Here is a 20,646-nt window from a genome sequence, read left to right as displayed (position 1 = left end):
CAAAAAATGCAGTACCCACAAGACAGCGGTCACCCGGTGGACCGCGAGCATGGTCGCCTGGCCATGCCGGAAATGCCTTCAGCCTCCAGCGCACGACGCTGCGGTCTGCAGCCATTGCGAGCCCTGCTCGCTGTGTGTCTGGGTGTCACCCCACTGACCCTCCAAGCCATGAGCTGCAGCCTGCCTTCGACGGCCGATGCCATCGCCGCGCCCAGCCGCCGCCAGTTCCACGCCGGCAGCAAATTCCGCCTGATCGAACAAAGCTGTACCGAACTGGCACAGACCGAGCCCACGCCCGCATCGGCCGCTGCGGCCAGCCGTTCGGCCCAGCTGGACCTGTATGAGGGCGGCCCGGTCTCCGGCATCTTGCAGCTGGGTTCCTTGCAGACGAACACCCAGCCCCAGTCCGAGGCCCCCGTCGCCGCGACCACGCACCTCAGCCGCCGCGCGCCCATCACCACCAGGAACGGCCATTCCGGCCAGACACAGCGCATCGTCGGTGTGGCCGGCACCCTGAGCGCCGCTGCCGAGCGGCACGACATCGACCCCCTGCTGCTGCATGCGATTGCCCATGTGGAGTCGCGCCACAACACGCAAGCCGTGTCGCCTGCCGGGGCGCGCGGCCTGATGCAGGTGATGCCGGCCACGGCCAAGCGTTTCGGCCTGAAAGACCCGGTGCGCGAGCTGATGCAGGCACCGCTGAATGTCGAGGCCAGCGCGGCCTATCTGAAAACCCTGCAGGCCCGCTTTGGCAATGACCTGCGCCTGGTGCTGGCGGCCTACAACGCCGGTGAAGGCGCGGTGGAGCGCCATGGCCGCAGGGTGCCGCCCTATGCCGAGACACAGGCCTATGTGCAGCAGGTGCTGGGCGCCTACCAGGGCCTGCGGGACTGGGCGGCCGCGCCATGAGCGCCCTGCACGCCTACCTGCGCCAGGGCGCTGGCGCCGCGGCGCCGGGCGAGAACAGCCTGCTGGCGCGTTACGTCGACCTGCTGCTGGTGGCGGGCGTGATCGCCATCATCGCCCTGATGGTGCTGCCCCTGCCGCTGTGGCTGCTCGATCTGCTTGTGGCGGCCAATATCGCCATGGGCGTGGTGCTGCTGCTGGTGGCCATCTACATCAGCAGCCCGCTGGAGTTCGCGGTCTTTCCCAGCGTGCTGCTGATCACCACCTTGTTCCGGCTCTCGCTGTCCATTGCCACCACGCGCCAGATCCTGCTGCACGCCAACGGCGGCCACATCATCGACACCTTCGGCAAGCTGGTGGCCGGCGGCAATCTGGTGGTGGGCCTGGTGGTGTTCCTGATCATCACCGTGGTGCAGTTCATCGTCATCGCCAAGGGCGCCGAGCGGGTGGCCGAAGTGGCGGCGCGTTTCTCGCTGGACGCGATGCCCGGCAAGCAGATGTCCATCGACTCCGACCTGCGCTCGGGCCTGATCGACAAGGACGAGGCCAAGCGCAAGCGCCGCACGCTGGAGATGGAATCCAAGCTGCACGGCAGCCTCGACGGCGCCATGAAGTTCGTCAAGGGCGATGCCATCGCCGGCATCATCATCATCGCCATCAACCTGCTGGGCGGGCTCTCGGTGGGCGTGCTGCAGCAGGACATGAGCCTGAGCCAGGCCATGCACAGCTACTCCATCCTGTCCATCGGCGAGGGCATGGTGGCGCAGATCCCGGCCCTGCTGGGCGCCATGGCCGCCGGCCTGATCGTCACCCGCACCGCCGACGAAGACGAACGCCACCTGGGCGATGCCATCCGCCGCCAACTCAGCGCCAAGCCGCGCGTGCTGGTGGTGGCGGCCGGGGTGTGCATGCTGTTCGCCACCGTGCCCGGCTTTCCGGCCGCCGTGTTTCTGCTGCTGGGCGCGCTGCTGATGGCCGCAGGCCTGCTGCTGATGCCCGAATGGGCAGCCCGCTGGCAGCGCGCCAGCGGCCGCGCCCTGCCGCAGCTGCAGGCCGCCCGGGCCCAGGCGGCCAAGCCGGTGGCGGCCGCCCCGCAAGCCCAGCTGCCGCCGGCCCTGCCCCTGCTGCTGCTGTTGCCGCCGGCAGCCTTGCAGGGCGAGGCCGGCCAGCGCCTGGCCCAGGAGCTGGGCGAGATGACCGAGCAGTTCCAGCTGGCCGCCGGCCTGCAGCTGCCACGCATCGCCCTGCATGGCCGCACGCCCCGCATCGCAAGCGCCGATGCGAACGGGCAAGCGAACGCCGGCCAGGCCGAGCCCGGCTGGCAGCTGCTGGCCTACGAAGTGCCCATCGCCCAGGGCCCGCTGCAGGAAGGCATGGACCGCCAGGCCCTGCTGGCCCAGCTGCAGCAGGTGCTGCGCCGCCATGCCCAGCTCTTCCTGGGCATCCAGGAGACCACGGCCTTGCTGACCCGCGCCTCCACCGAGCTGCCCGATGTGGTCAAGGAGGTGCTGCGCAGCCTGCCCATCCAGCGCGTGGCCGAGGTGCTGCGCCGGCTGGTGGCCGAGGAGGTGTCGATCCGCAATCTGCGCGATGTGCTGGAGTCGCTGGCCGAAACCGGTCAGCGTGAAAAAGACGTGCAGACCTTGACCGAGTTCGCCCGCATTGCGCTCAAGCGCCAGACCAGCCACCGCCTGGCGCCCGAGGGCCGCCTGCCCTGCCTGATGCTGAGCCCCGCGCTGGAGGACCTGCTACGCCAGGCCATCCGCGTCAACGGCGGCGTGGCCCAGCTGGCCCTGGACCCGCAGCTGGCCCAGCAGATCAGCGCCGCGCTGCAGGCCAGCCTGGCGCGCAGCGGCGCGCGCGCCATCGTCACCGCCGTCGATGTGCGCTGGCATGTGCGCCGGCTGATCGAGGCCGAGTGCTTCGACCACCCGGTGCTGTCCTTCCATGAATTGAGCCCCAACCTGCAGCTCGATGTGGCGGAGCGGGTGGACCTGCCCCAGGCGCCGCTGCTGCAAGAGGCGGCCTGAGCGATGAAACCCTCCATGTTCTCCTTCTTCCTGCCCCCTCTCTGCGCCTCGGCTTCGGCTGGCCGCGCCCTGCTGCTGGGCCTGCTCGTGCTGGCCGGCCCGGCCCAGGCCGTGCCCTGGCCGGTGGGTGATCGCCTGGTGACCATCTCGGCCCGCGAGCAAGGCCTGGACGCCTTTCTTGAAGACCTGTTCGCCCAGGTGGAAGCGCCGGTGGCGCTGAGCGCCGGCGTGCGCGGCCAGGTCAACGGCCGCTTCAGCCAGATGCCGGCGCAGCAGCTGCTGCGCGAGATCGCGCGCGCCTACAAGCTGCTGGTTTTCCACGACGGCAACACCACCCACATTGCCAGCGCCCGCGAGGCGCAGCAGCGCAGCTTCAGCCTCAACGCCCTGGCCGCGCAGAAGCTGCTGCGCAGCGCCGAAGAGCTGCAGCTCGTCGACGCCCAGAACAGCCTGCGCCGCAGCGCCGATGGCGCCATCCAGGCGCGCGGCCATGCCGCTTTCATCGAGATGGTGGCCGAGCTGGCGCGCGCCCTGGACCCGGCCCAGGCCCCTGCCAAACCCAGCGTCGGACGCGAGGACTTCCGCGTCTACTACCTGCGCTACGCCTGGGCCCAGGATGTGAACATGGCCATGGCTGGCCGGAGCCTGACCGTGCCCGGCGTGGCCAGCATCCTGCGCGCCCTGGTCGGCGCGGCGCCCAGCGGCGTCAACCACAGCAGCAGCACCAGCCGCGAGCGGCCCAGCAACCAGGCAGGCCTGCGCGGCCAGGGCCTGGCGGCCCAAAGTCTGCAAGCCGGCAGCGGCACCCTGGGCCTGCCGCCCACGGGCGCTGGCAACGCCGCAACCAAGGACCGCGATGCCGATGCACTGAAGACCGCCTTGGCACCACGCAGCGCGGCGGCCGAGCCCAGTGCGGAAAGCGCCGGCCCCGGCCCGCGCATCGAGGCCGACCCACGCCTGAACGCCATCATCGTGCGCGACCAGCCCGAGAAGCTGGAGCGTTATGCCGCCCTGATCCAGGCCCTCGATGTGGAGCCGCAGGCGCTGGAGATCGAAGCCACCGTCATCGACATCAACACCGACCGCCTGCGCGAGCTGGGCATCAACTGGCGCTGGTCGGGCGGCGGCGGCAGCGAGCTGCTGTTCGGCCGCGGCACGGCCAGCGATCTGGCCCTGCGCGGCGACCGCGATGTCACGCCCAGCGGCCGGGGTGGCTTTGTCTCGGCCGTGCTGGGCAACCGCAACCAGTTCGTCGCCCGCATCAATGCCCTGCAGGGCAGCGGGGCGGCCAAGGTGGTGTCCAGCCCGCAGGTGCTGACCCTGTCCAATGTCGAGGCGGTGTTCGACCACAGCTCCACCTTTTACGTGCGGGTGGCCGGGCGCGAGCAGGTGGACCTGTTCAACATCACGGCCGGCACCTCGCTGCGGGTGATGCCGCATGTCTTCGTGGACAAGGAGCGCACCCGCATCAAGCTGCTGGTGCAGGTGGAGGACGGCAGCGTGACGCCCAACCAGGTGGACCAGATCCCCGTGGTCGAGCGCGCCACCATCCAGACGCAGGCCCTGATCGGCGAAGGCGAAAGCCTGCTGATCGGCGGCATGGTGCGCGACAGCAGTTCCAGCGGCCAGGACAAGGTGCCGGTGCTGGGCGATCTGCCCCTGCTGGGCTCGCTGTTCCGTAGCCAGAGCGAGAAAGGCTCGCGGGTCGAGCGCATGTTCCTGATCACGCCGCGCCTGGCCTCGGCCGGCCGCCTGGCTGCGGCCGAGAGCGCACTGGGCCGGGCCGCCGAGCCCAGCCCGGCGCCGGCCGCCAGCGACAGCACCCTGCCCCCCGCCGGAGGCAGCCAGCCATGAGCCGCCCCGCGCAGCCCCACGCCCAGGAACCCAGCTTCGCCGCCCTGCCGGCGCTGGAGCTGCGCGTGCTCGGCGGCGCGCAGGCGGGCGCGCGGGCCGATCTGCGGCCGGGCCGGGCCCTGAGTCTGGCGGCCGGCCCGGCCCTGCACTGGCCCGAGGCCGAATCGGCCGATCTGCTGCTGCAGGCGCGCGAGCCCGCCCTGCTGCGCCTGCAGCTCGAAGGCCCGATGTGCCGCGCCGAGCTGCTGCAAGGTCAGGCCTTGCTCGGTGAACAGCGTTTGCAGGCCGGCGACGCCTTCGACTGGCCGGCCCACTGCGCCCTGCAGCTGGGGCCGGATCTGGTGCTGGCTTTTGGCGAGCGCACCGCCGCCATCTGGTCGCTGCACCCGGTCAACGCACGGGCCGAAAGGATGGACGATCCCCTGGTCTTGCCGGAGCTGAGTGCCGATGCGGGCCACGCAGCGCCTCCCGCAGGCCCGGCGCGTCGCCACGAACTCTGGCTGGCCGCGGCCGGCGCCGGCCTGGCCCTGGCCGGCCTGGCCTGGGCCTGGCAGGGGCGGCCCGCCGCGCCCGCGCCGGTGCGCGACCCCATGCCCGCCTTGCAAGCCCTGATCAGCCAGCTGCAGCGTGAGCCCGAGTTCGCGGCCCTGCAGCTGAGCCGCGATGCCCAGGGCCAGCCGGTGTTGAGCGGCCGTGTGGCCGGCCAGAGCCAGCAGGCGCAGCTGCAACAGCGCCTGCTGGCTCTGGGCCTGCGGCCGCCCCTGCCCTCGATGCAGGCGCTGCAGGTCGACAGCCAGCTGGCCGCGGCCGTGGAGGAACTGCTGCAGATGCAAGGCTTCCAAGCTCGTGCAAACGTTTTCGGCCTCGGCCAGGTGCGGCTGGAGCCGGCCGCGCCCGCGGCCTCCGGCGCCCTGTCCGGCCCCTCGGCTGAAGCCTGGCAGCAGGCCCTGGCCCAGCTGCGCAGCGCCCTGCCCCAGCTGCGCAGCCTGGAGCTGAGCACACCGCCCGCCCCGGCGCGGGCCGACGCCAGCGCCCAAGCCGCCAGCGACAGCCGCCTGCCCACCCTGCCCTCGGCCGGTGCTGAGCCGGGCAAGCGCATCGTCGCCCTGGTCAGCCAGGGCCTGCCGCATCTGATCACCGCCGATGGTGCGCGTTACTTCGTCGGCGCCGTCCTGCCCAGCGGCCACCGCCTGGTGGCTGTGCAGCCCCAGGCCTTGTTGCTGGAGCGCGAAGGCCGCACCAGCCGCATCGACTTCTGAACCGCCTTCACCCCCACCCCAGAACCACAGCCCTTCACGAGGACCACGATCATGAGCAACAACATCCAACGCAGCAGCATCAACAACACCTCTTCCATCGCCGGCGGCAGCAGCAGCGGCAACGGCAGCTGGTTCGAAGCCATGGCCGACGCCTGGGGCAAGGTGCTGGACGCCAAGGCCGACGCCATCAGCACCAAATCCGCCGCCATGGACCAGGGCCAGGACAAGCCGGCCGATGTGACCCAGCTGACCGCCATGTCCATGGAGATGGGCTACCTCAGCAATGCCTCGCACACCGCCCTGGCGGCCGTGGGCTCGGCGCTGGAAACCATGGCGCGCAAGCAATGAGCAGCCTGGCCATCGCCTCCTCGTCCGCGGCACTGGCGGCGCCGCTGGGCGCCGGCCCCACCCTGGGGCTGGGCGCACCCAACCCGGGCCTGTCTACCGGCCTGTCCGCCGGCTATGGCTTGTCGCTGGCCGACCTGGGCGGCTTCGAGCAGGCGCTGCAGCGCGCCCAGCTGAAAAGCCAGGGCTCGGCCCTGGGCCCCGAGCCGGTGACGGCCCCGTCCACGGCCGTGGCCCAGGTCTTCAAGCCCTTCGACCACATCAACAGCGAAGCCAGCAGCCTGGCCCAGATGGCCGAAGCCGCACGCCAGGCCGGCGCCGATCTGAGCCCGGGCGAGGTGGTGCAGCTGACCCTGCGCTGCCAGGAGTTCATGTTCCATTGCCAGCTGACCTCGAACATTGCCAACCGCAGTTCGGACGGGCTGCAGCAGCTGTTCCGCCAACAAGGCTAGGAGCCCGATATGCGACGCCCTCTGAGCGCTTTGCTGATCTGCCTGCCCGCCCTGCTGCCCCTGGCCGGCTGCCAGGAGCAGACCCTGTATGCCGACCTGAGCGAACGCCAGGCCAACGAGGTGGTGGCCGCCTTGCGCGAGGCCGGCATCGAGGCGCAGAAGCTGCGCGAAGAAAAAGCCTACGCCGTGCAGGTGCAGGCGGCGGACTTTCCGCCCGCCGTGCGCCTGCTGCGCGCCCAGGGCCTGCCGCGCGAGAGCTTCGACAACCTGGGCCAGGTCTTCAAGCGCGAGGGCTTTGTCTCCACGCCGCTGGAGGAACGCGCGCGCCTGCTCTATGCCCTCTCGCAAGAGCTCTCGCACACGGTGGCCAGCATCGACGGCGTGGTGGCGGCGCGCGTGCACCTGGTCGTGCCCGAGAAGCATCCGCTGATTGACAAGCCCCAACCCTCGGCCGCTTCCATCTTCATCAAGCACCGGCCCGATGCCGACCTGGCCCTGCTGGCGCCCAAGATCCGCGCCCTGGTGGTGAACAGCGTGGAGGGCCTGCCGGCCGAGAAGGTGACGGTGGCCCTCTTTCCCGCGAGCCCGGCCCAGCTGGGCCCGGCCGCCGAGGCGCCGGTGGCCACGCAGGCCTCGGCCCTCTGGCCCCTGAGCCTGGGCCTGGCCGGTCTGAGCCTGGTCGGTGGTGCCTGGCTGCTGCGCCAGCGTCGCAGTGCGGCCACCCGCCAGGAGCCCAGCGCCGAGCTGGCCTTGCCCACCAGCGCCCCCGGAGGCACGCCCCATGCCTGATCGCCACCCCCATCTGCACGACCGCCGCCGGCTGCGCGAGCACCAGGCCGCCCTGGCCCGCCTGGCCCTGCGCCTGATGCGCAGCGCCCCGCGCGCCACGCCCCAGCTCAGCTGGCAGGCGCTGGAGACCGCCCCGGAATGGCTGGCCCGCCCCGAACCCGAGCTGCGCCAGCTGCAGATGCAGGTGGGCGCGGTGTTCTGCGCCCCGGCTCTGCGGCGCTGGATCTGCCGCACGCGCGTGCAGGCCCTGCTGCAAGCCCTGGGCCCGAGCTTTGTGCAAGCCCTGCTGCAAGAGCCCGACCGGGCGCGCGATGCCAGCTTGCCGGCCGAGCTGCCCGACTGGCCGCTGAGCGAGCCCAGCCCCCAAGACCCGGCGGCCGTGGCCGAGCTGCTGCGCAGCTGTGGCGCCGCCGTGCTGATCGGCACCCTGCCGCACGGCGCCCTGCGCCATGCCGCCAGCCAGGCCCTGGCGCCGCTGGCCGAGCTGATGATGCCGGCCGCCCATGCCCAGGCCCTGCTGCAGCGCGCGCAGGCGCTGGCGCAAGGCCTGACCCTCTCGATTCCGGACAGCCCGGGAGACTCGCGATGAGCTATCTGCTGTGGCATGAGCACGCCCCCTCGCTGGCCAGCCCGCGCCGCCTGTTCGCGGCCCATGAGCTGCCCGAGTTCGAAAGCCTGCAAGCCCTGCGCGAGCGCCTGCTGGAGCTGGCCCGCGAACAAGAGCAGCGCTGCCAGCAAGCCCATGCCGATGCCCAGGCCCTGGGCCTGGCCCAAGGCCTGCAGCAAGGCCGCCAGGCCGCCCTGGCCGCCGTGCAGCAGGAATGGGCCGCGGCCCTGCAAGCCTGGGAGCGCAGCCAGCAACAGGCCCTGCACAGCCGCCGCGAGGACGTGGCCTTGCTGGCCCTGCAGGTGGCGCGCAAGCTGATCGGCCAGCTGCCCGAGGCAGAGCAACTGGCCCGCCTGGCGCAGGAAGCCGCACGCAGCCTGCTGCCCGAGGCGGCGCCGGTGCTGCTGCGCGTGCACCCCGCGCATGAACAGGGCTTGCGCGAGCTGCTGGCGCCCAGCCTGGCGTCTGGCCAGATGCAGCTGCTGGCCGACGCCGCCCTGCCGCGCGAGGCCTGCCGCCTGAGCTCGGCCCTGGGCGAGGCCGATGCCGCCCTGGCCACCCAGCTGGCCCGCATCGCCGCCAGCTGGGGCCTGGGCGTGGCGGTGGACATCGAGGTACAGCCCTGATGGACACAGCCACCCTGCCCGCAGCCGGGGCCCGCCCCACCGCGCAGCTGCTGCACCAGCTTCAGCATGCCCAGGCCGTGGCCGAGCAGGGCCGGGTGGTGCAAGCGCTGGGCACCTTGCTGCGCGTGCGCGGCCTGCGTGCGCGCATCGGCCAGAGCTGCCGCGTCTTCGACCCGGCACGGCCCGAGCATCCAGCGCTGTGCGCCGAGGTGGTCGCTTACCTGGACGGTGAACTGCTGCTGGCGCCTTTTGGCTCGCTGCAAGGCCTGCCGGTGGGCGCCCTGGTGCAGGTGGCGGCCGAGCAGGCCAGCCTGCCCTGCGGTGCCGGCCTGCTGGGCCGGGTGCTGGACAGCCTGGGCGAGCCCATGGACGGCCGCCCCCTGCCGGCCGGGCTTTCGCGTGTGCCCCTGATGCGCCCGGCGCCCCACCCGCTGACCCGGCGCATGGTGTCCCAGCCCTTCTGCACCGGCGTGCGCGCCATCGACGCCCTGCTGACCGTGGGCGAGGGCCAGCGCGTCGGCGTGTTCGCCATGGCCGGCGGCGGCAAGTCCACCCTGCTGGGCATGCTGGCCCGGCATGCGCGCGCCGATGTCAATGTGATCGCCCTGATCGGCGAGCGCGGTCGCGAGGTGCGCGAGTTCATCGAGGACGCGCTGGGCCCCGAGGGCCTGGCCCGCTCGGTGCTGGTGGTCTCCACCTCGGAGCGGCCGGCCCTGGAGCGCGCCCGCGCCGCCCTGGCTGCCACCGCCCTGGCCGAGGGCTTCCGGGCCCAGGGCCAGCGGGTGCTGCTGATGATGGACTCGGTCACACGCCACGCCCGCGCCTTGCGCGAGCTGGGCCTGTCGGCCGGCGAGCCGCCGGTGCGGCGCGGCTACCCGCCCTCGGTGTTTGCGGAGCTGCCCCAGCTCTTCGAGCGCGCCGGCAATGACGATCAAGGCTCCATCACCGCCTTCTACACCGTGCTGGCCGAGGACGAAGACGGCGAGGACCCGATCGCCGAGGAGGTGCGCTCCATCCTCGACGGCCATGTGCTGCTCTCGCGCAAGCTGGCGCAGCAGCAGCATTACCCGGCCATCGATGTACTGGCCAGCGTCAGCCGCGTGTTCCAGCGCGTCACCACGCCCGAGCAGCAGGCGCAGGCCGCCCATCTGCGGCGCCTGCTGGCCCGCCATGCCGAGGTGGAGTTCCTGCTGCGCGTGGGCGAGTACCGGGCCGGCGCCGACCCACTGGCCGACGAGGCCATCGCCCGCCTGCCGCAGCTGCAGGCCCTGTTGCGCCAGCCGCCGCTGGAGGCCAGTCGCTGGGAGCAGACCCAGGCCGCCTTGCGCGAGGCCCTGGCATGAACCCGAGCGCCTCCCCGCACGGTCAGTTGCGCGAGCTGCGCCATCTGCAGCTGGAGCCCGCGTCTGCCCAGCAGCTGCTGCAACTGCGCCAGCTGCGGCGGCGCCGCGCCGAAAGCGCCTGGGCCCAGGCCGCGCAGGCCCTGGCCGAGGCGCAGGAGGCCGTGCAGCAGCGCCAGCGGCGGATCGAGCAGCGGCGCCGCGAACGCCAGCAGCTGCAAGAGGACCTGGGCGGCCCCCTGGCGCCGCAGCTGCCGCGCTGGAGCGCTCAAGCCGGCGCCCGCCAGGCCCAGCTCGATGAATGGCTGGAACGTGAGGAATACGCCTTGCTGGACGACGAGCACGCGCTGGAGCGGGCGCAGGACACGCTGCGTGCGCGCCAGCAAGAGCTGGCCCGGCTGCAGGAGCGCGAGGACCTGGCCCAGGGCCTGTTGCAGGCCCAGCGCCAGCAGCGCCTGGCCGCTCAGGAGAAGCGCCGCGAACTGGCGCTGGAGGAACGCCGACCATGCGCCTGAGCCCCGCCTCATCCGAAACGCCGAAGGACACCGGCGCCCCGGAGCGTTCGTCCTGCACCGAGCCCGGGACCGCGCTCGACAGCCTGGCCCTGCGCTTTGAGCGCAGCCTGCGCCAGCGCCAGCAGCCGCCGCGAACGCCGCAGCGCGAGTCCGCGGCCGCGACACCTCGCAGCCACAAGCGCGCGGCAAGCGAGGAAGAAGCAGCCCGCCTGCCCGCCGAGGCCCTGGCCCAGCTGGCCCTGCCGACCTGGTCACCACCGGCCATGCCTCGCCCTATCCCAACAGAAGCCCCGCCCGCCGCCAACGAGGGCCCGGCGCTGCTGCGCCCACCGGCGCCCGCCGAGCCGGCAAGACCTGGCCCCAGCGCCGCAGCTCTGCCCGAGCCGGCGCGCCCGATGCTGCCCGACGCGCCCAGCTCCGCGGATGCGAAGCAGTGGCAGCTGGAGCTGAACCCCCAGCCCTTGCACAGCGGCTGGCTGCTGCAGGCCGAGCGCCAGGCCCTGGCCGCGGGCGGCGGCAGTGCCTGGACCCTGCAGCTGGCCGCGCCCGCGCTGGCCCACACGGCCGGGCAGGAGCAGCGCCTGCTGCTGCAACAGCAAGGCCAGGCGCTCAGCGAGCGCCTGCGTCGCAAAGGCCTGCAGCTGGAGGGCCTGAGCCTGCAGGGCCGCGCCCCGAGCCGGGCCGATGAAGACAACAGCGCCGAGGAGGACGCGCATGGACACGATTGAGGCCGACGCCCGCCCCATGCTCACGCCGCTCCTGTTGCCCAGCCCGTTGCCCAACCAACGGCCCGAACCCTGGCTGCGCGGCCCACGCCTGGCCCTGCGCGAGTTCTGGGGCGAGGACTTGATGGACCTGGTGGCCATGCACCAGGAGCCGCGCCTGCGCGCCTGGCTGCTCGACGATGCCGCCCTGGACCAGGGCATGGTGGCCTGGCGCTTTCTGCACAACATCCAGGCCCTCTACCGCCAGCACGAGGGCCTGGGCATCTGGCATGCCTCGACGCCGCAGGCCGAGCCGGGGCTGACGCCGCGTTTCATCGGCTGGTTCAACCTCATGCCCCTGCCCGCCCGTGGGCCGGAGGCGGTGGAGCTGGGCAGCCGCCTGCTGCCCAGTGCCTGGGGCGGTGCCCTGGCGCTGGAAGGCGGCGAGCTGCTGCTGCGCCATGCCTTCGAAGGCCTGGGCCTGGCGCGCGTCTGGGCCACCTGCCACCCGGACAACCGTTCGGCCCGGGCCTGCCTGGCTGCCCTGGGCTTTGCCGAGCAGGGGCTGGACGCGTACGAAGGCCAGACAGCCGTCTACGCCCAGCTGGAACGCAGCGCCTGGCAGGACAGCCTGGCCCTGTCGCCGCGTGCGCGCCGTGCCCGCGGCTTGCGCGCCCATCGCGAGGGGCGGGCATGAGTGGCGTCGAAGGACTGGCTGCGGTGGGCGGCCTGAGCCCTCTCGACCAAAGCCTGCGCATGAGCGCGCTCTGGCGCAGCGCGCAGGAGGGCCTGGGCGCCAGCAGCCCGATCACCAGCACGGTCGGCGGCGCGGACGGCAAAAGCGCCGAGCCGGCCGAACAAGCCCAGCTTCCGCCCGAAGCCGCCGCGGCCCAGGCCGTGGCGCCCAGCCAGCCCCTGCGCCTGAGCAGCCTGCTGGCCGACCCGACCCAGCTGGCGCGCACACGCCCGACACCGGTGCAGGCCGAGCTTGAGGAAGAGGAGGAGCAGGAACACCGCGCGGCGAAAGAACACAGAAGCCCGGCCCGCCCCGGCGCGGCCGAAGAGGCCGAGCCAGCCGACTGGCGACCCCTGCTGCTGCGGCGCTGGCAGCAATCGAGCCTGCCCGAGGCGCGGCTGATCCTGCAGCGTGCGCGCGAGCAATGGGCGCTGGGCCGGCGTGTGCTGCTGGCCTGCCCGGCCGAGTCCCTGGCCACGCAAGGCTCTGAGCTCGGTGCCCTGGCCGGCTGGGCGGCCCTGCTGCATGGGCAGGCTGGGCCCACGGGCTTGAGCCTGGGCGGCCCGCGCTGGCGGGTGCAGATGCAGTGGCGCCATGCCGCAGCGGCTGGCCGCACTGACGCGGGCCCGGCCACCTGCCTGATGGCCCATGCGGTGAAAGAAGCCCCCTCGCCCGGCCTGGCTTGGCAGCTGCGCCCCAGCCCCGAGCCCGGCCAGGCGCGCGCCCGCATCGCCTTGCAGCTGGGCCCGCTGTGCGAGGCCGGGCAGCGCTGGCAGGACCTGGGCCTGCGCCTGGATGCGGCGCGCGCCTTTCGCAGCGCCCTGGGCCCGCAGTGGAGCGTGTGGCTGCTGGCCAGCCCGGAGCCCTGGATGTGCAGCTCGACGGACTGGAATTGAACGAGGATGACGATGAACGCTGCTGTTTGTGACACCCACACCGACGCCGAAGCCGGGAGCGAGCACCTCTCGGCCGACAGCCTGAGTCTGCTCAGCCGCCTGGGCGAAACCGCCGCGCTGCTGGAGCAAGGCCGCCTGGTCTGGGCCTCGCGCACCTGGCAGGCCGCCTGGCCCAGCCTGCCGGAAGGCAGCAAGCTGGCGGTGCTGGACGCAGCCCTGCCTGGCCTGCTCTTGGCCCTGCAGGCGCTGGCGCCGAGCGGCCTCTTGCAGCCGCTGAGCCTGAGCCCGGCCGCGCAGTGGGAAGCCAGCGCCCTGCCCCTGGCCCCGGGCCGCTGCCTGCTGCGCCTGAAGGACCGGCGCGAGCGCGCCCGCGTGCTGCAGCGCCAGCTGGACGACCGCGAGCAGCTGCTCTTCACCTCGCGCGTGATCTCAGTCGGCGAGATGGCCACCACCCTGGCCCATGAGCTGAACCAGCCCATCGGCGCGGCCAGCAATCTGCTGCGCGGCCTGCGCATGCGCCTGGCGCGGCGCGCGGCCGAGAAGCCCGCCGCCGCGCTCAGCAGCGAGGAAAGCGGCGCGCTCGAACGGGCGCTGGAACAGCTGAGTTTTGCGGCCCGGGTGATCACGCGCATCCGCGAGTTCACCCATTCGCGCCAACCGCGCCTGCAGCGCCTGGACCTGGCGGCCCTGCTGCGTGAATCGCTGGGCCTGCTGGACTGGGACCTGCAGCGCAGCGAGGTGCAGCTGAGCCTGGACCTGCCCAGCCAACCCCTGCTGGTGCGCGGCGACGCGGTGATGCTGCAGCAGGTGCTTGTCAATCTGATGCGCAACGCCCTGGACGCCATGCGCCAGCCTCCCGCCCAGACGGTACCGCGCCTGGGTCTGCGCCTGCGCAGCGAGCAGGGCCAGGCCCTGCTGCAGGTGCAGGACAACGGCTGCGGCCTGAGCGAGGCGGCGGAGAAAAACCTGTTCGTGCCTTTCGCCTCGACCAAGCCCTCGGGCATGGGTGTGGGCCTGGCCATCTGCCGCTCCTTCATCGAGCTGCACCAGGGCCGGCTCTGGTTCAGCCGCAATCCCGAGCGCGGCTGCAGCTTCCACATCGACCTGCCGCTCGACAGCGGCGCCCCCGCCAGCGCGGCGGATCGCTTGGCCGCGCCCTCTCCCCAACCCATCCGCCTGGAGTGAAGCCCGATGTCCCAGCCCTCACCCACCATCTACCTGATCGACGACAACGCCGATTTCCGCGCCTCGGCCGAGTTCTGGCTCGATGCCGCCGGCTACCAGGTGCAGGCCCTCGGCGACCCGGAGCAGGCGCTGCAAGCCCTGGGCCGGCATCCGAGCGCCGAGCGCGGCTGCGTGCTGATGGATGTGCGCATGCCCGAGATCTCGGGCCTGGATCTGCATGACCGCATGAACGAGCGCGGCCTGGACCTGCCCGTGGTCTATATGAGCGGCCATGCCGATGTGGCCCTGGCGGTGCGCGCCATGCAAAAAGGCGCGGTCAGCTTTCTGGAAAAGCCGCTCGACGAGGAGGCCCTGGAGCGCGCGCTGCAAGCGGCCTTTGCCCGCATGGAAGCGCGGCAGCAGCAGGCCAAGCAGATCGCGCCGGAGGACGAGGCCGGCCCGCACAGCAAGGCCGAGGCCGGCGACAGCCCCGGCGCGCAGGAGTTCCGCCGCCGCGAGGCCACGCTGGCGCCGCGCGAGCGCGAGGTGCTGGGCTGGGTGATCCAGGGCATCTACAACAAGAACATCGCCGACCGCATGCAGCTCTCGGTCAAGACCATCGAGCTCTACCGCGCCCGCGGCATGGGCAAGATGGGCGCACGCTCGGTGGCCGAGCTGACGCGCATGATGGTCAGCCGCCAGGTGGAGGGCGCATGCTGAGCCCGGCCCCGCAAGCACCCGCAGCGCGGGGCGAACGCCTGCACGAGCCTGCGGCGGAGGGCCATGCGACCCGGCTCAGCCTGGCCGCCGACAGCCCGAGCGGCCCCGTGCAGCTGCTGCTGCCGCCCGAGCTGCACAGCCCCGCCCAGGCCGCCCTGCTGCTGCACCGCGCAGCCACCTGGCTCGATGCGCTGGAGGACTGGCTGGCCCCGGGCGAGCTGCTGCACTGGGCACCGGCCGAGGCGGCGGGCCCCGGCACCGCACCGGGCCGGCTGCGCGCCGCCATCGCCTGGGGCCACCGGACCGACGAGTTCGGCGGCCCGCAAGGCCTGGAGCTGGAGGCCGCGCCCCTGTTCCAGCGCCCCGCGCCGCCGCCCCTGCTGGGCCTGCAATGGCCGGCCCTGGCGGCCGAGCTGCTGCTGGGCCGGCAAGACCTGCCCCCCGAAGACCTGGCCGGCCTGGCCCTGGGCAGCGTGCTGCTGATCGAGGCCAGCTTCTGCAGCGATTGGCAGGCCTGGCTGCGCCTGCCCGCCGCCTGCACCGCCATGGCCCCGACCTGGGGGCGCAGCCTGTGCGCCGGCAGCGAAGCCAGCTGGTTCGACCGCCCCAGCGGCCTGGCCGCGCGCGCGCCGGGCAGCGGCGTGCTGGAGTTCCGCCAGGCCCTGGCCGAGCCCCTGCCGGCCGAGCGCCTGTTCGGTTGGGCGCCGCTGGCCACGGCCTTGCTGCCCTCCACGCTCATCAGCCTGTGGTGGGTGGACCGCAGCGGCCAGCAGCCCGACTGCGAGTTGGCGCGCGGCGAGCGCCTGGCCTGGGGCCGAGGTCAGGCCTTGCGGGTGACCGAGCTGTGCGCGCCCGAGCGCTGCGCCCAGCTGCAGGCGGAGCGTGCATGGACCTGAATCAGTTCTCGCCCGCCTCGGCCCTGCTGACGGTGGTGCTGCTGTCGCTGGCGCCCTTCGTCGCGGTGATGGTGACCTCCTTCACCAAGCTGGTGGTGGTGTTCGGCCTGCTGCGCAATGCCCTGGCCTTGCAGCAGACCCCGCCCAATATCGTGCTCAATGGCCTGGCCCTGGTGCTGAGCGTGTATGTGATGTACCCGGTCGGGGTGCAGATGCAGCAGCGCATCGGTGACAAGCCCCTGGGCAGCAATGCCCAGGCCATGCTGGCCGCGGCCGACCAGGCCAAGGAACCGCTGCGCGAGTTCCTGATCCGCCACACCCGGCCGCTGGAGCGCGCCTTTTTTCTGAAGACCGCGCAACGCTCCCTGCCCCCCGATGCGGCAGAAGCCCTGAGCGAGCGCGACTTCATCGTCGTGGTGCCGGCCTTCACCGTGAGCGAGTTGTCGGTGGCTTTCGAGATCGGCTTCTTGATCTTCCTGCCCTTTCTGGTGGTCGATCTGGTGGTGGCCAACATCCTGATGGCCATGGGCATGCAGATGCTCTCGCCCACCACCGTGTCCCTGCCCTTCAAGCTGCTGCTGTTCGTGCTGATCGACGGCTGGGTGAAGCTGGTGCACGGCCTGATCCTGACCTACCACTGAGGCCCAAACCCATGAACAACGAAGTGATCCAGCTGACGCAACAGGCGCTGTGGTTTGTGCTGCTGCTGTCGGCACCGCCGATCCTGGTGGCGGCCGTGGTCGGCTTGCTGGTGGCTTTTGTGCAGGCGGCCACGCAGCTGCAGGAGCAGACCCTGCCCTTTCTGCTCAAGTTCCTGGCCATTGTGCTGACGCTCTTCGTCACCGCCTCGCTGCTGGGCGGCGGGCTGTACCAGTTCAGCGACCGGGTGTTCAGCGACTTCGCCAGCCTGGTGCGGCGCTGAGCGCGGGCGCGCCGCATGGACTTTCTCGCCACCCTGGATCTGGGCCAGGCCCTGCTGCTCTGGGGTCTGTGCGCCGCGCGCATCGCCACGGCCTTCCTGCTGCTGCCCCTGTTCAGCCAGGATGTCGTGCCCAGCCTGGTGCGCAATGCCATCTTCATGAGCCTGGCCGGCCTGGCCATGGCCTTGCAAGGGCCGGCCCTGCTGCAGGCGAAGCTGCCCTGGGGTGATGCCTGGGGCCTGCTGCTGTGCCTGGGGCGCGAGGTGTTCATCGGTGCGGCGCTGGGCTTCTTCTGGGCCCTGCTGCTTTGGGCCTTTGAGGCGGCGGGCCAGATCATCGACACCAAGATCGGCGCCACCACGGCGCAGATCGTCGATCCGCTGGGCGGGCACCAGACCTCGCTGAACGGCGCCCTGCTCTCGCGCCTGGCGGGCTGGGTGTTCATGAGCAGCGGCGGCTTCATGCTGATGGTGGGCAGCTTGCTGGACAGCTATGCCCTGCTGCCCCTGCATGGGCAAGACCTGACCCTGTGGCCCGGCGGCGCGCGCCTGTTCGAGACCGGCTTCGGCCGCCTGATGGCCTTGAGCCTCTTGATCGCAGCGCCCGCCCTGCTGCTGAGCTGGGTGATGGACATGGCCATGGGCTTGATCAACCGCTTTGCGCCACAGCTCAATGTGGCCTCGGTGGCCAGCTCGCTCAAGAGCGTGGCGGTGGTCTGGCTGCTGTGGCTGCAGCTGGCCTTTCTGGCCGAGCAGCTGGGCGGCCAGCTGATGCAGCAGCCAGCGGCCTTGAAGGCCCTGCTGCTGCAGCTCTGGCGCTGACACCGGCCACGGTCGGGCCGGTGCGGAGCGGGGCTCATGGCTAGGGGCAAGTGGGGGGTTCGGCCGTCACAAGCTTGGCGTACAGTCGCCCAGCCCTTCCCCTGATGTTCCTGCTGATCCGGCCTTGCGCCCCTCTACCCACCCATGTCTGCCGATCGTGCCCAATGGCAACGCCTGTCCGCCCTGCTCAATGAAGCGCTGGATCTCAGCGCCGGCGCGCGGCAGGCCTGGCTGACCCGGCTGCACCAGGAAGATGCAGAGCTGGCCCGGCAGGTGGCCGATCTGCTGGCCAATGAAGCCACCTTGCCCAGCGTCGGGCCACGGGTGACTGCAGCCCCTACCACCAGCCCGCGCGAGCCGGCACCGAGGCCGGCTGCCGCCGTATCGGTCGATCGCGAGCCGGCCACGCACGAAGCCACGCCCACCACCCCGGTGCCCGCCCCGCAGACGCCGGCCCAGCGTCTGGGCGCCTGGTCTTTGCTCTCGCGCATCGGCCAGGGCGGCATGGGCGAGGTCTGGCTGGCCGAGCGGGCCGATGGGCTCTATCAGGCCCGTGCCGCCATCAAGCTGCTGCGCAGCGACCTCGATGCCCGCCAGCTGGGCGCCCGCTTTGCGCGCGAACGCGCGGTGCTGGGCCGGCTCAACCACCCCGGCATTGCCCGCCTGCTGGACGCCGGCATCGGCGCCCAGGGCCAGGCCTATCTGGTGCTGGAGCATGTCGAGGGCCGCGCGCTCAACGACCATGTGCTGCACCAATGCCCGCGCCTGACCGAGCGCGTGCAGCTGCTGATCCGCGTGGCCGAGGCGGTGGACCACGCCCATGCCCAGCTGATCGTGCACCGCGACCTCAAGCCCACCAATGTGCTGGTGCAGGCCGATGGCCAGCCCAAGTTGCTGGACTTCGGCATCGCCGCCCTGCTGGAAGACGAGCCGGGCGACGCCAACCACGACCTGACCCGCCAGGCCGGCCTGAGCCTGACGCTCAACTACGCCGCCCCCGAGCAGCTGCTGGGCGACCTGATCGACACCCGGGCTGATGTCTTCGCCCTCGGCGTGATGCTGTTCGAGCTGCTCAGCGGCAGCCTGCCCTTCGCGCCGCGCGGCAGCAAGCGCACCGCCACCGAGCGCGCGCTGCTGCATGATGAACCGCTGCGCCTGGCCGTGGCCGCGGAGCACACGGGCGCGCACTACGACCCGGCCAGCCCGGGCCTGCCGGCCGATGCCCAGCTGGCCCAGGGCGATCTGGAGGCCATCGTTGCCAAGGCCTTGCGCAAGAAGCCGGCCGATCGCTACGGCAGCGTGCGCGAGCTGATCAACGACCTGCAGCGCTGGCTGGAGCACCGCCCGGTGAGCGTGCGCCGCGAAGACTGGCGCCATCGCACCCGCCTGCTGCTGCGCCGCAATGCCTTGGCGGTAGGCGCGGGCAGCCTGGTGCTGCTGAGCCTGGGCGCCGGCCTGGGCGTGGCCACCTGGCAGTGGCAGCGGGCCGATGCCGCGGCGCGCCAGTCCGACCAGGTGACGCGCTACCTGACCGACCTGCTGGCCACCGCCACGCCCGAGGCCCATGGCGGCCAGTGGCCCACCGTGCTGCAGTTGCTGATGGAAAGCCGCGACGAGCTGCCGCAGAAGTTCGCCAACGACCCCGACACCCGGCTGCGCCTGCTCGAGGTGCTGAGCAACACCTTTGGCGCCCTCAACCATTTCGACGCCGCTTTCCCCCTGGCCGAGCAATGGACCCAGCTGGCCCTGGAGCGCCACGGCGCCGGCAGCCCGCAGGCCCTGCAAGCCCAGCTGGGCCAGGCCTGGCTGTGGCAGATCAGCGGCCACCATGTGGAATCCATGGCCTTGCTCGAGCCCTTGCGCGGCGCCATCGTCAAGACCTTCGGCGAGATCTCCGAACCGCACAGCCTGACCCTGCAGGTGCTGGCCGCCAATGCCATGCACCTGGGGCGGCTGGACGACGCCGAACGCATCCTGACCCAAAGCGGCGCCCTGCAGCAGCGCCTGCACCCGGGCGGCGCGCTCGAGCGGGCCGACTACCTCAACAACCTGCGCGTGCTGCGCAACGAGCAAGGCCGGCCACGCGAGGCCCTGGCCGCGCTGGAAGCCACGCGGGACCTGTGGGACACGCGCGATCCCAAGCTGGCCATGCAGATGCTGGTGATCCGCCAGAACCACCTGACCGATCTGCTGCGACTGAACCAGTTCGAGGGTGCGCTGCAAACCCACCGCAAGCTGATCGATGACATGAACCGTGTGCTGGGCCCGGGCAATGACCTGAGCTTCCTGGAGCACCGCGGCTTCATCCCCGAATACTTCCTCGCACGCGGCCAATACGGCGAGGCGCAGCGCGAGGTGCAGAGCCTGATCGACACGGCAGCGCGCGACAAGACCTGGCCCGAGAGCGCGCAGCTGCGCCTGCTCAGCATGGCCTTGATCGCCCAGACCCGCCACCAACTGCAGACCGCCGGCGGCAGCAACAAGCCGCCGCAGGCCCGCAGCGAGGTGCCAGCCATGCCAGGCCGCACGCGGCAGGAGCTGATGCAGCTGCTCGATCGCCTGCGCCAGAACAGCAGCCTGACGCAAAGGCAGCGCAGCGGCATTGCCCTGGACCTGGCCGAGGTGGCCCTGGCCTTCGACGAGGCCGCGCTGGCCGAGCTCTGCATGCAGTCCATCGACGCTAGCAACCGCCGCGAAGCGCATGGCAGATCACGCCTGCTGATGGTGGAGGCCCAGCTCGCGCGCGGCCAGGGCGATTTGGCCCGCAGCCGCAGCCTGCAGGACAAGCGCGTGGCGGCGCTGGAAGCCAGCACCGACCCGGCCACCGCCTTCAGCTGGTCGGCCCATCTGGACCTGGCCTACACCCAGCTGCTTCAGGGCGAGACCCAAGCCGCCCAGGCCAGCCTGGACCGTGCCCTCACACGCCGCCCCGCCACCCTGCCCAGCGGCCACCCGCTGGACAGCCTGGGCGCCAGCCTGCAGGCCTGGATCCAGGCCGGCAAGCCACCATCGGCCCGGCCGCGCGCTTCACTGGGAGCGGCCTTCATCAGCTCGTAAAGGTGGGCC

Annotated in this window: 21 protein-coding genes; all 21 read left to right on the top strand. The window is 72.0% G+C overall.

Annotated features, from left to right (window positions below; genetic code table 11):
* The first annotated feature begins 6 nt into the window (after positions 1-6).
* A complete protein-coding gene (locus tag C1O66_RS17645; protein WP_102769087.1) occupies positions 7-909 on the top strand; it encodes a lytic transglycosylase domain-containing protein in 903 nt (300 codons plus the stop codon).
* Positions 906-2,936: an FHIPEP family type III secretion protein gene (locus C1O66_RS17640; protein ID WP_102769086.1), complete on the top strand. Its 2,031-nt coding sequence runs from the start codon at positions 906-908 to the stop codon at positions 2,934-2,936. Before C1O66_RS17645 ends, C1O66_RS17640 begins: the two co-directional genes overlap by 4 nt.
* Positions 2,937-2,951: 15 nt before the next feature.
* Positions 2,952-4,790: a type III secretion system outer membrane ring subunit SctC gene (sctC, locus tag C1O66_RS17635; RefSeq protein WP_133155275.1), complete on the top strand. Its 1,839-nt coding sequence runs from the start codon at positions 2,952-2,954 to the stop codon at positions 4,788-4,790.
* A complete protein-coding gene (locus tag C1O66_RS17630) occupies positions 4,787-6,049 on the top strand; it encodes a SctD/MshK family protein (RefSeq protein WP_102769084.1) in 1,263 nt (420 codons plus the stop codon). Before sctC ends, C1O66_RS17630 begins: the two co-directional genes overlap by 4 nt.
* Before the next feature lie 51 nt (positions 6,050-6,100).
* The gene (locus C1O66_RS17625; protein ID WP_207795981.1) at positions 6,101-6,397 is read left to right on the top strand and encodes a hypothetical protein; all 297 of its coding nucleotides are present in this window, start codon (positions 6,101-6,103) and stop codon (positions 6,395-6,397) included.
* Positions 6,394-6,846: a hypothetical protein gene (locus C1O66_RS17620; protein ID WP_102769083.1), complete on the top strand. Its 453-nt coding sequence runs from the start codon at positions 6,394-6,396 to the stop codon at positions 6,844-6,846. The genes C1O66_RS17625 and C1O66_RS17620 overlap by 4 nt, the downstream gene beginning before the upstream one ends.
* A gap of 9 nt (positions 6,847-6,855) precedes the next feature.
* Positions 6,856-7,635 carry a type III secretion system inner membrane ring lipoprotein SctJ gene (sctJ, locus tag C1O66_RS17615; protein ID WP_102769082.1) on the top strand — a complete coding sequence of 260 codons (780 nt, stop codon included), beginning with the start codon at positions 6,856-6,858 and terminating at the stop codon, positions 7,633-7,635.
* On the top strand, positions 7,628-8,224 hold the full coding sequence (locus tag C1O66_RS23765; protein ID WP_133155274.1) for a hypothetical protein: 597 nt from the start codon (positions 7,628-7,630) through the stop codon (positions 8,222-8,224). Before sctJ ends, C1O66_RS23765 begins: the two co-directional genes overlap by 8 nt.
* Positions 8,221-8,868 (top strand): FliH/SctL family protein, encoded by a 648-nt coding sequence (locus C1O66_RS23760; RefSeq protein WP_133155273.1) that lies wholly within the window; start codon positions 8,221-8,223, stop codon positions 8,866-8,868. The genes C1O66_RS23765 and C1O66_RS23760 overlap by 4 nt, the downstream gene beginning before the upstream one ends.
* Positions 8,868-10,211, top strand: coding sequence for a FliI/YscN family ATPase (locus tag C1O66_RS17605; RefSeq protein ID WP_102769080.1), 1,344 nt, complete (start codon positions 8,868-8,870; stop codon positions 10,209-10,211). The genes C1O66_RS23760 and C1O66_RS17605 overlap by 1 nt, the downstream gene beginning before the upstream one ends.
* Positions 10,208-10,723 (top strand): hypothetical protein, encoded by a 516-nt coding sequence (locus C1O66_RS17600; RefSeq protein WP_102769079.1) that lies wholly within the window; start codon positions 10,208-10,210, stop codon positions 10,721-10,723. The genes C1O66_RS17605 and C1O66_RS17600 overlap by 4 nt, the downstream gene beginning before the upstream one ends.
* Positions 10,714-11,451 carry a hypothetical protein gene (locus C1O66_RS17595; RefSeq protein WP_102769078.1) on the top strand — a complete coding sequence of 246 codons (738 nt, stop codon included), beginning with the start codon at positions 10,714-10,716 and terminating at the stop codon, positions 11,449-11,451. The genes C1O66_RS17600 and C1O66_RS17595 overlap by 10 nt, the downstream gene beginning before the upstream one ends.
* A complete protein-coding gene (locus tag C1O66_RS17590; protein ID WP_165794663.1) occupies positions 11,438-12,124 on the top strand; it encodes a GNAT family N-acetyltransferase in 687 nt (228 codons plus the stop codon). Before C1O66_RS17595 ends, C1O66_RS17590 begins: the two co-directional genes overlap by 14 nt.
* The gene (locus C1O66_RS17585; protein WP_102769076.1) at positions 12,121-13,059 is read left to right on the top strand and encodes a hypothetical protein; all 939 of its coding nucleotides are present in this window, start codon (positions 12,121-12,123) and stop codon (positions 13,057-13,059) included. The genes C1O66_RS17590 and C1O66_RS17585 overlap by 4 nt, the downstream gene beginning before the upstream one ends.
* 12 nt (positions 13,060-13,071) lie before the next feature.
* The gene (locus tag C1O66_RS17580) at positions 13,072-14,244 is read left to right on the top strand and encodes a sensor histidine kinase (RefSeq protein WP_165794662.1); all 1,173 of its coding nucleotides are present in this window, start codon (positions 13,072-13,074) and stop codon (positions 14,242-14,244) included.
* A gap of 6 nt (positions 14,245-14,250) precedes the next feature.
* Positions 14,251-14,943, top strand: coding sequence for a response regulator transcription factor (locus C1O66_RS17575; RefSeq protein ID WP_102769074.1), 693 nt, complete (start codon positions 14,251-14,253; stop codon positions 14,941-14,943).
* Positions 14,937-15,839 carry a hypothetical protein gene (locus C1O66_RS17570; protein ID WP_102769073.1) on the top strand — a complete coding sequence of 301 codons (903 nt, stop codon included), beginning with the start codon at positions 14,937-14,939 and terminating at the stop codon, positions 15,837-15,839. Before C1O66_RS17575 ends, C1O66_RS17570 begins: the two co-directional genes overlap by 7 nt.
* On the top strand, positions 15,836-16,480 hold the full coding sequence (gene sctR, locus C1O66_RS17565; protein ID WP_271010004.1) for a type III secretion system export apparatus subunit SctR: 645 nt from the start codon (positions 15,836-15,838) through the stop codon (positions 16,478-16,480). Before C1O66_RS17570 ends, sctR begins: the two co-directional genes overlap by 4 nt.
* 11 nt (positions 16,481-16,491) lie before the next feature.
* Positions 16,492-16,761 carry a type III secretion system export apparatus subunit SctS gene (sctS, locus tag C1O66_RS17560; protein WP_102769071.1) on the top strand — a complete coding sequence of 90 codons (270 nt, stop codon included), beginning with the start codon at positions 16,492-16,494 and terminating at the stop codon, positions 16,759-16,761.
* 15 nt (positions 16,762-16,776) lie between these two features.
* On the top strand, positions 16,777-17,580 hold the full coding sequence (gene sctT / locus C1O66_RS17555) for a type III secretion system export apparatus subunit SctT (protein ID WP_102769070.1): 804 nt from the start codon (positions 16,777-16,779) through the stop codon (positions 17,578-17,580).
* A 144-nt stretch (positions 17,581-17,724) separates the two neighbouring features.
* On the top strand, positions 17,725-20,637 hold the full coding sequence (locus tag C1O66_RS17550) for a serine/threonine-protein kinase (protein WP_102769069.1): 2,913 nt from the start codon (positions 17,725-17,727) through the stop codon (positions 20,635-20,637).
* Positions 20,638-20,646 lie beyond the last annotated feature (9 nt).

Source organism: Paucibacter aquatile, from assembly GCF_002885975.1.
In the GTDB taxonomy this organism is placed as follows: Bacteria; Pseudomonadota; Gammaproteobacteria; order Burkholderiales; family Burkholderiaceae_C; genus Paucibacter_A; species Paucibacter_A aquatilis.
This window is presented reverse-complemented; position numbering and strand designations above follow the sequence as displayed.

Bases quoted from the DNA above. Each gene is read 5' to 3' on its own strand.
- C1O66_RS17645 (WP_102769087.1), top strand. From the start codon at position 7: ATGCAGTACCCACAAGACAGCGGTCACCCGGTGGACCGCGAGCATGGT.
- C1O66_RS17640 (WP_102769086.1), top strand. From the start codon at position 906: ATGAGCGCCCTGCACGCCTACCTGCGCCAGGGCGCTGGCGCCGCGGCG.
- sctC (WP_133155275.1), top strand. From the start codon at position 2,952: ATGTTCTCCTTCTTCCTGCCCCCTCTCTGCGCCTCGGCTTCGGCTGGC.
- C1O66_RS17630 (WP_102769084.1), top strand. From the start codon at position 4,787: ATGAGCCGCCCCGCGCAGCCCCACGCCCAGGAACCCAGCTTCGCCGCC.
- C1O66_RS17625 (WP_207795981.1), top strand. From the start codon at position 6,101: ATGAGCAACAACATCCAACGCAGCAGCATCAACAACACCTCTTCCATC.
- C1O66_RS17620 (WP_102769083.1), top strand. From the start codon at position 6,394: ATGAGCAGCCTGGCCATCGCCTCCTCGTCCGCGGCACTGGCGGCGCCG.
- sctJ (WP_102769082.1), top strand. From the start codon at position 6,856: ATGCGACGCCCTCTGAGCGCTTTGCTGATCTGCCTGCCCGCCCTGCTG.
- C1O66_RS23765 (WP_133155274.1), top strand. From the start codon at position 7,628: ATGCCTGATCGCCACCCCCATCTGCACGACCGCCGCCGGCTGCGCGAG.
- C1O66_RS23760 (WP_133155273.1), top strand. From the start codon at position 8,221: ATGAGCTATCTGCTGTGGCATGAGCACGCCCCCTCGCTGGCCAGCCCG.
- C1O66_RS17605 (WP_102769080.1), top strand. From the start codon at position 8,868: ATGGACACAGCCACCCTGCCCGCAGCCGGGGCCCGCCCCACCGCGCAG.
- C1O66_RS17600 (WP_102769079.1), top strand. From the start codon at position 10,208: ATGAACCCGAGCGCCTCCCCGCACGGTCAGTTGCGCGAGCTGCGCCAT.
- C1O66_RS17595 (WP_102769078.1), top strand. From the start codon at position 10,714: ATGCGCCTGAGCCCCGCCTCATCCGAAACGCCGAAGGACACCGGCGCC.
- C1O66_RS17590 (WP_165794663.1), top strand. From the start codon at position 11,438: ATGGACACGATTGAGGCCGACGCCCGCCCCATGCTCACGCCGCTCCTG.
- C1O66_RS17585 (WP_102769076.1), top strand. From the start codon at position 12,121: ATGAGTGGCGTCGAAGGACTGGCTGCGGTGGGCGGCCTGAGCCCTCTC.
- C1O66_RS17580 (WP_165794662.1), top strand. From the start codon at position 13,072: ATGAACGCTGCTGTTTGTGACACCCACACCGACGCCGAAGCCGGGAGC.
- C1O66_RS17575 (WP_102769074.1), top strand. From the start codon at position 14,251: ATGTCCCAGCCCTCACCCACCATCTACCTGATCGACGACAACGCCGAT.
- C1O66_RS17570 (WP_102769073.1), top strand. From the start codon at position 14,937: ATGCTGAGCCCGGCCCCGCAAGCACCCGCAGCGCGGGGCGAACGCCTG.
- sctS (WP_102769071.1), top strand. From the start codon at position 16,492: ATGAACAACGAAGTGATCCAGCTGACGCAACAGGCGCTGTGGTTTGTG.
- sctT (WP_102769070.1), top strand. From the start codon at position 16,777: ATGGACTTTCTCGCCACCCTGGATCTGGGCCAGGCCCTGCTGCTCTGG.
- C1O66_RS17550 (WP_102769069.1), top strand. From the start codon at position 17,725: ATGTCTGCCGATCGTGCCCAATGGCAACGCCTGTCCGCCCTGCTCAAT.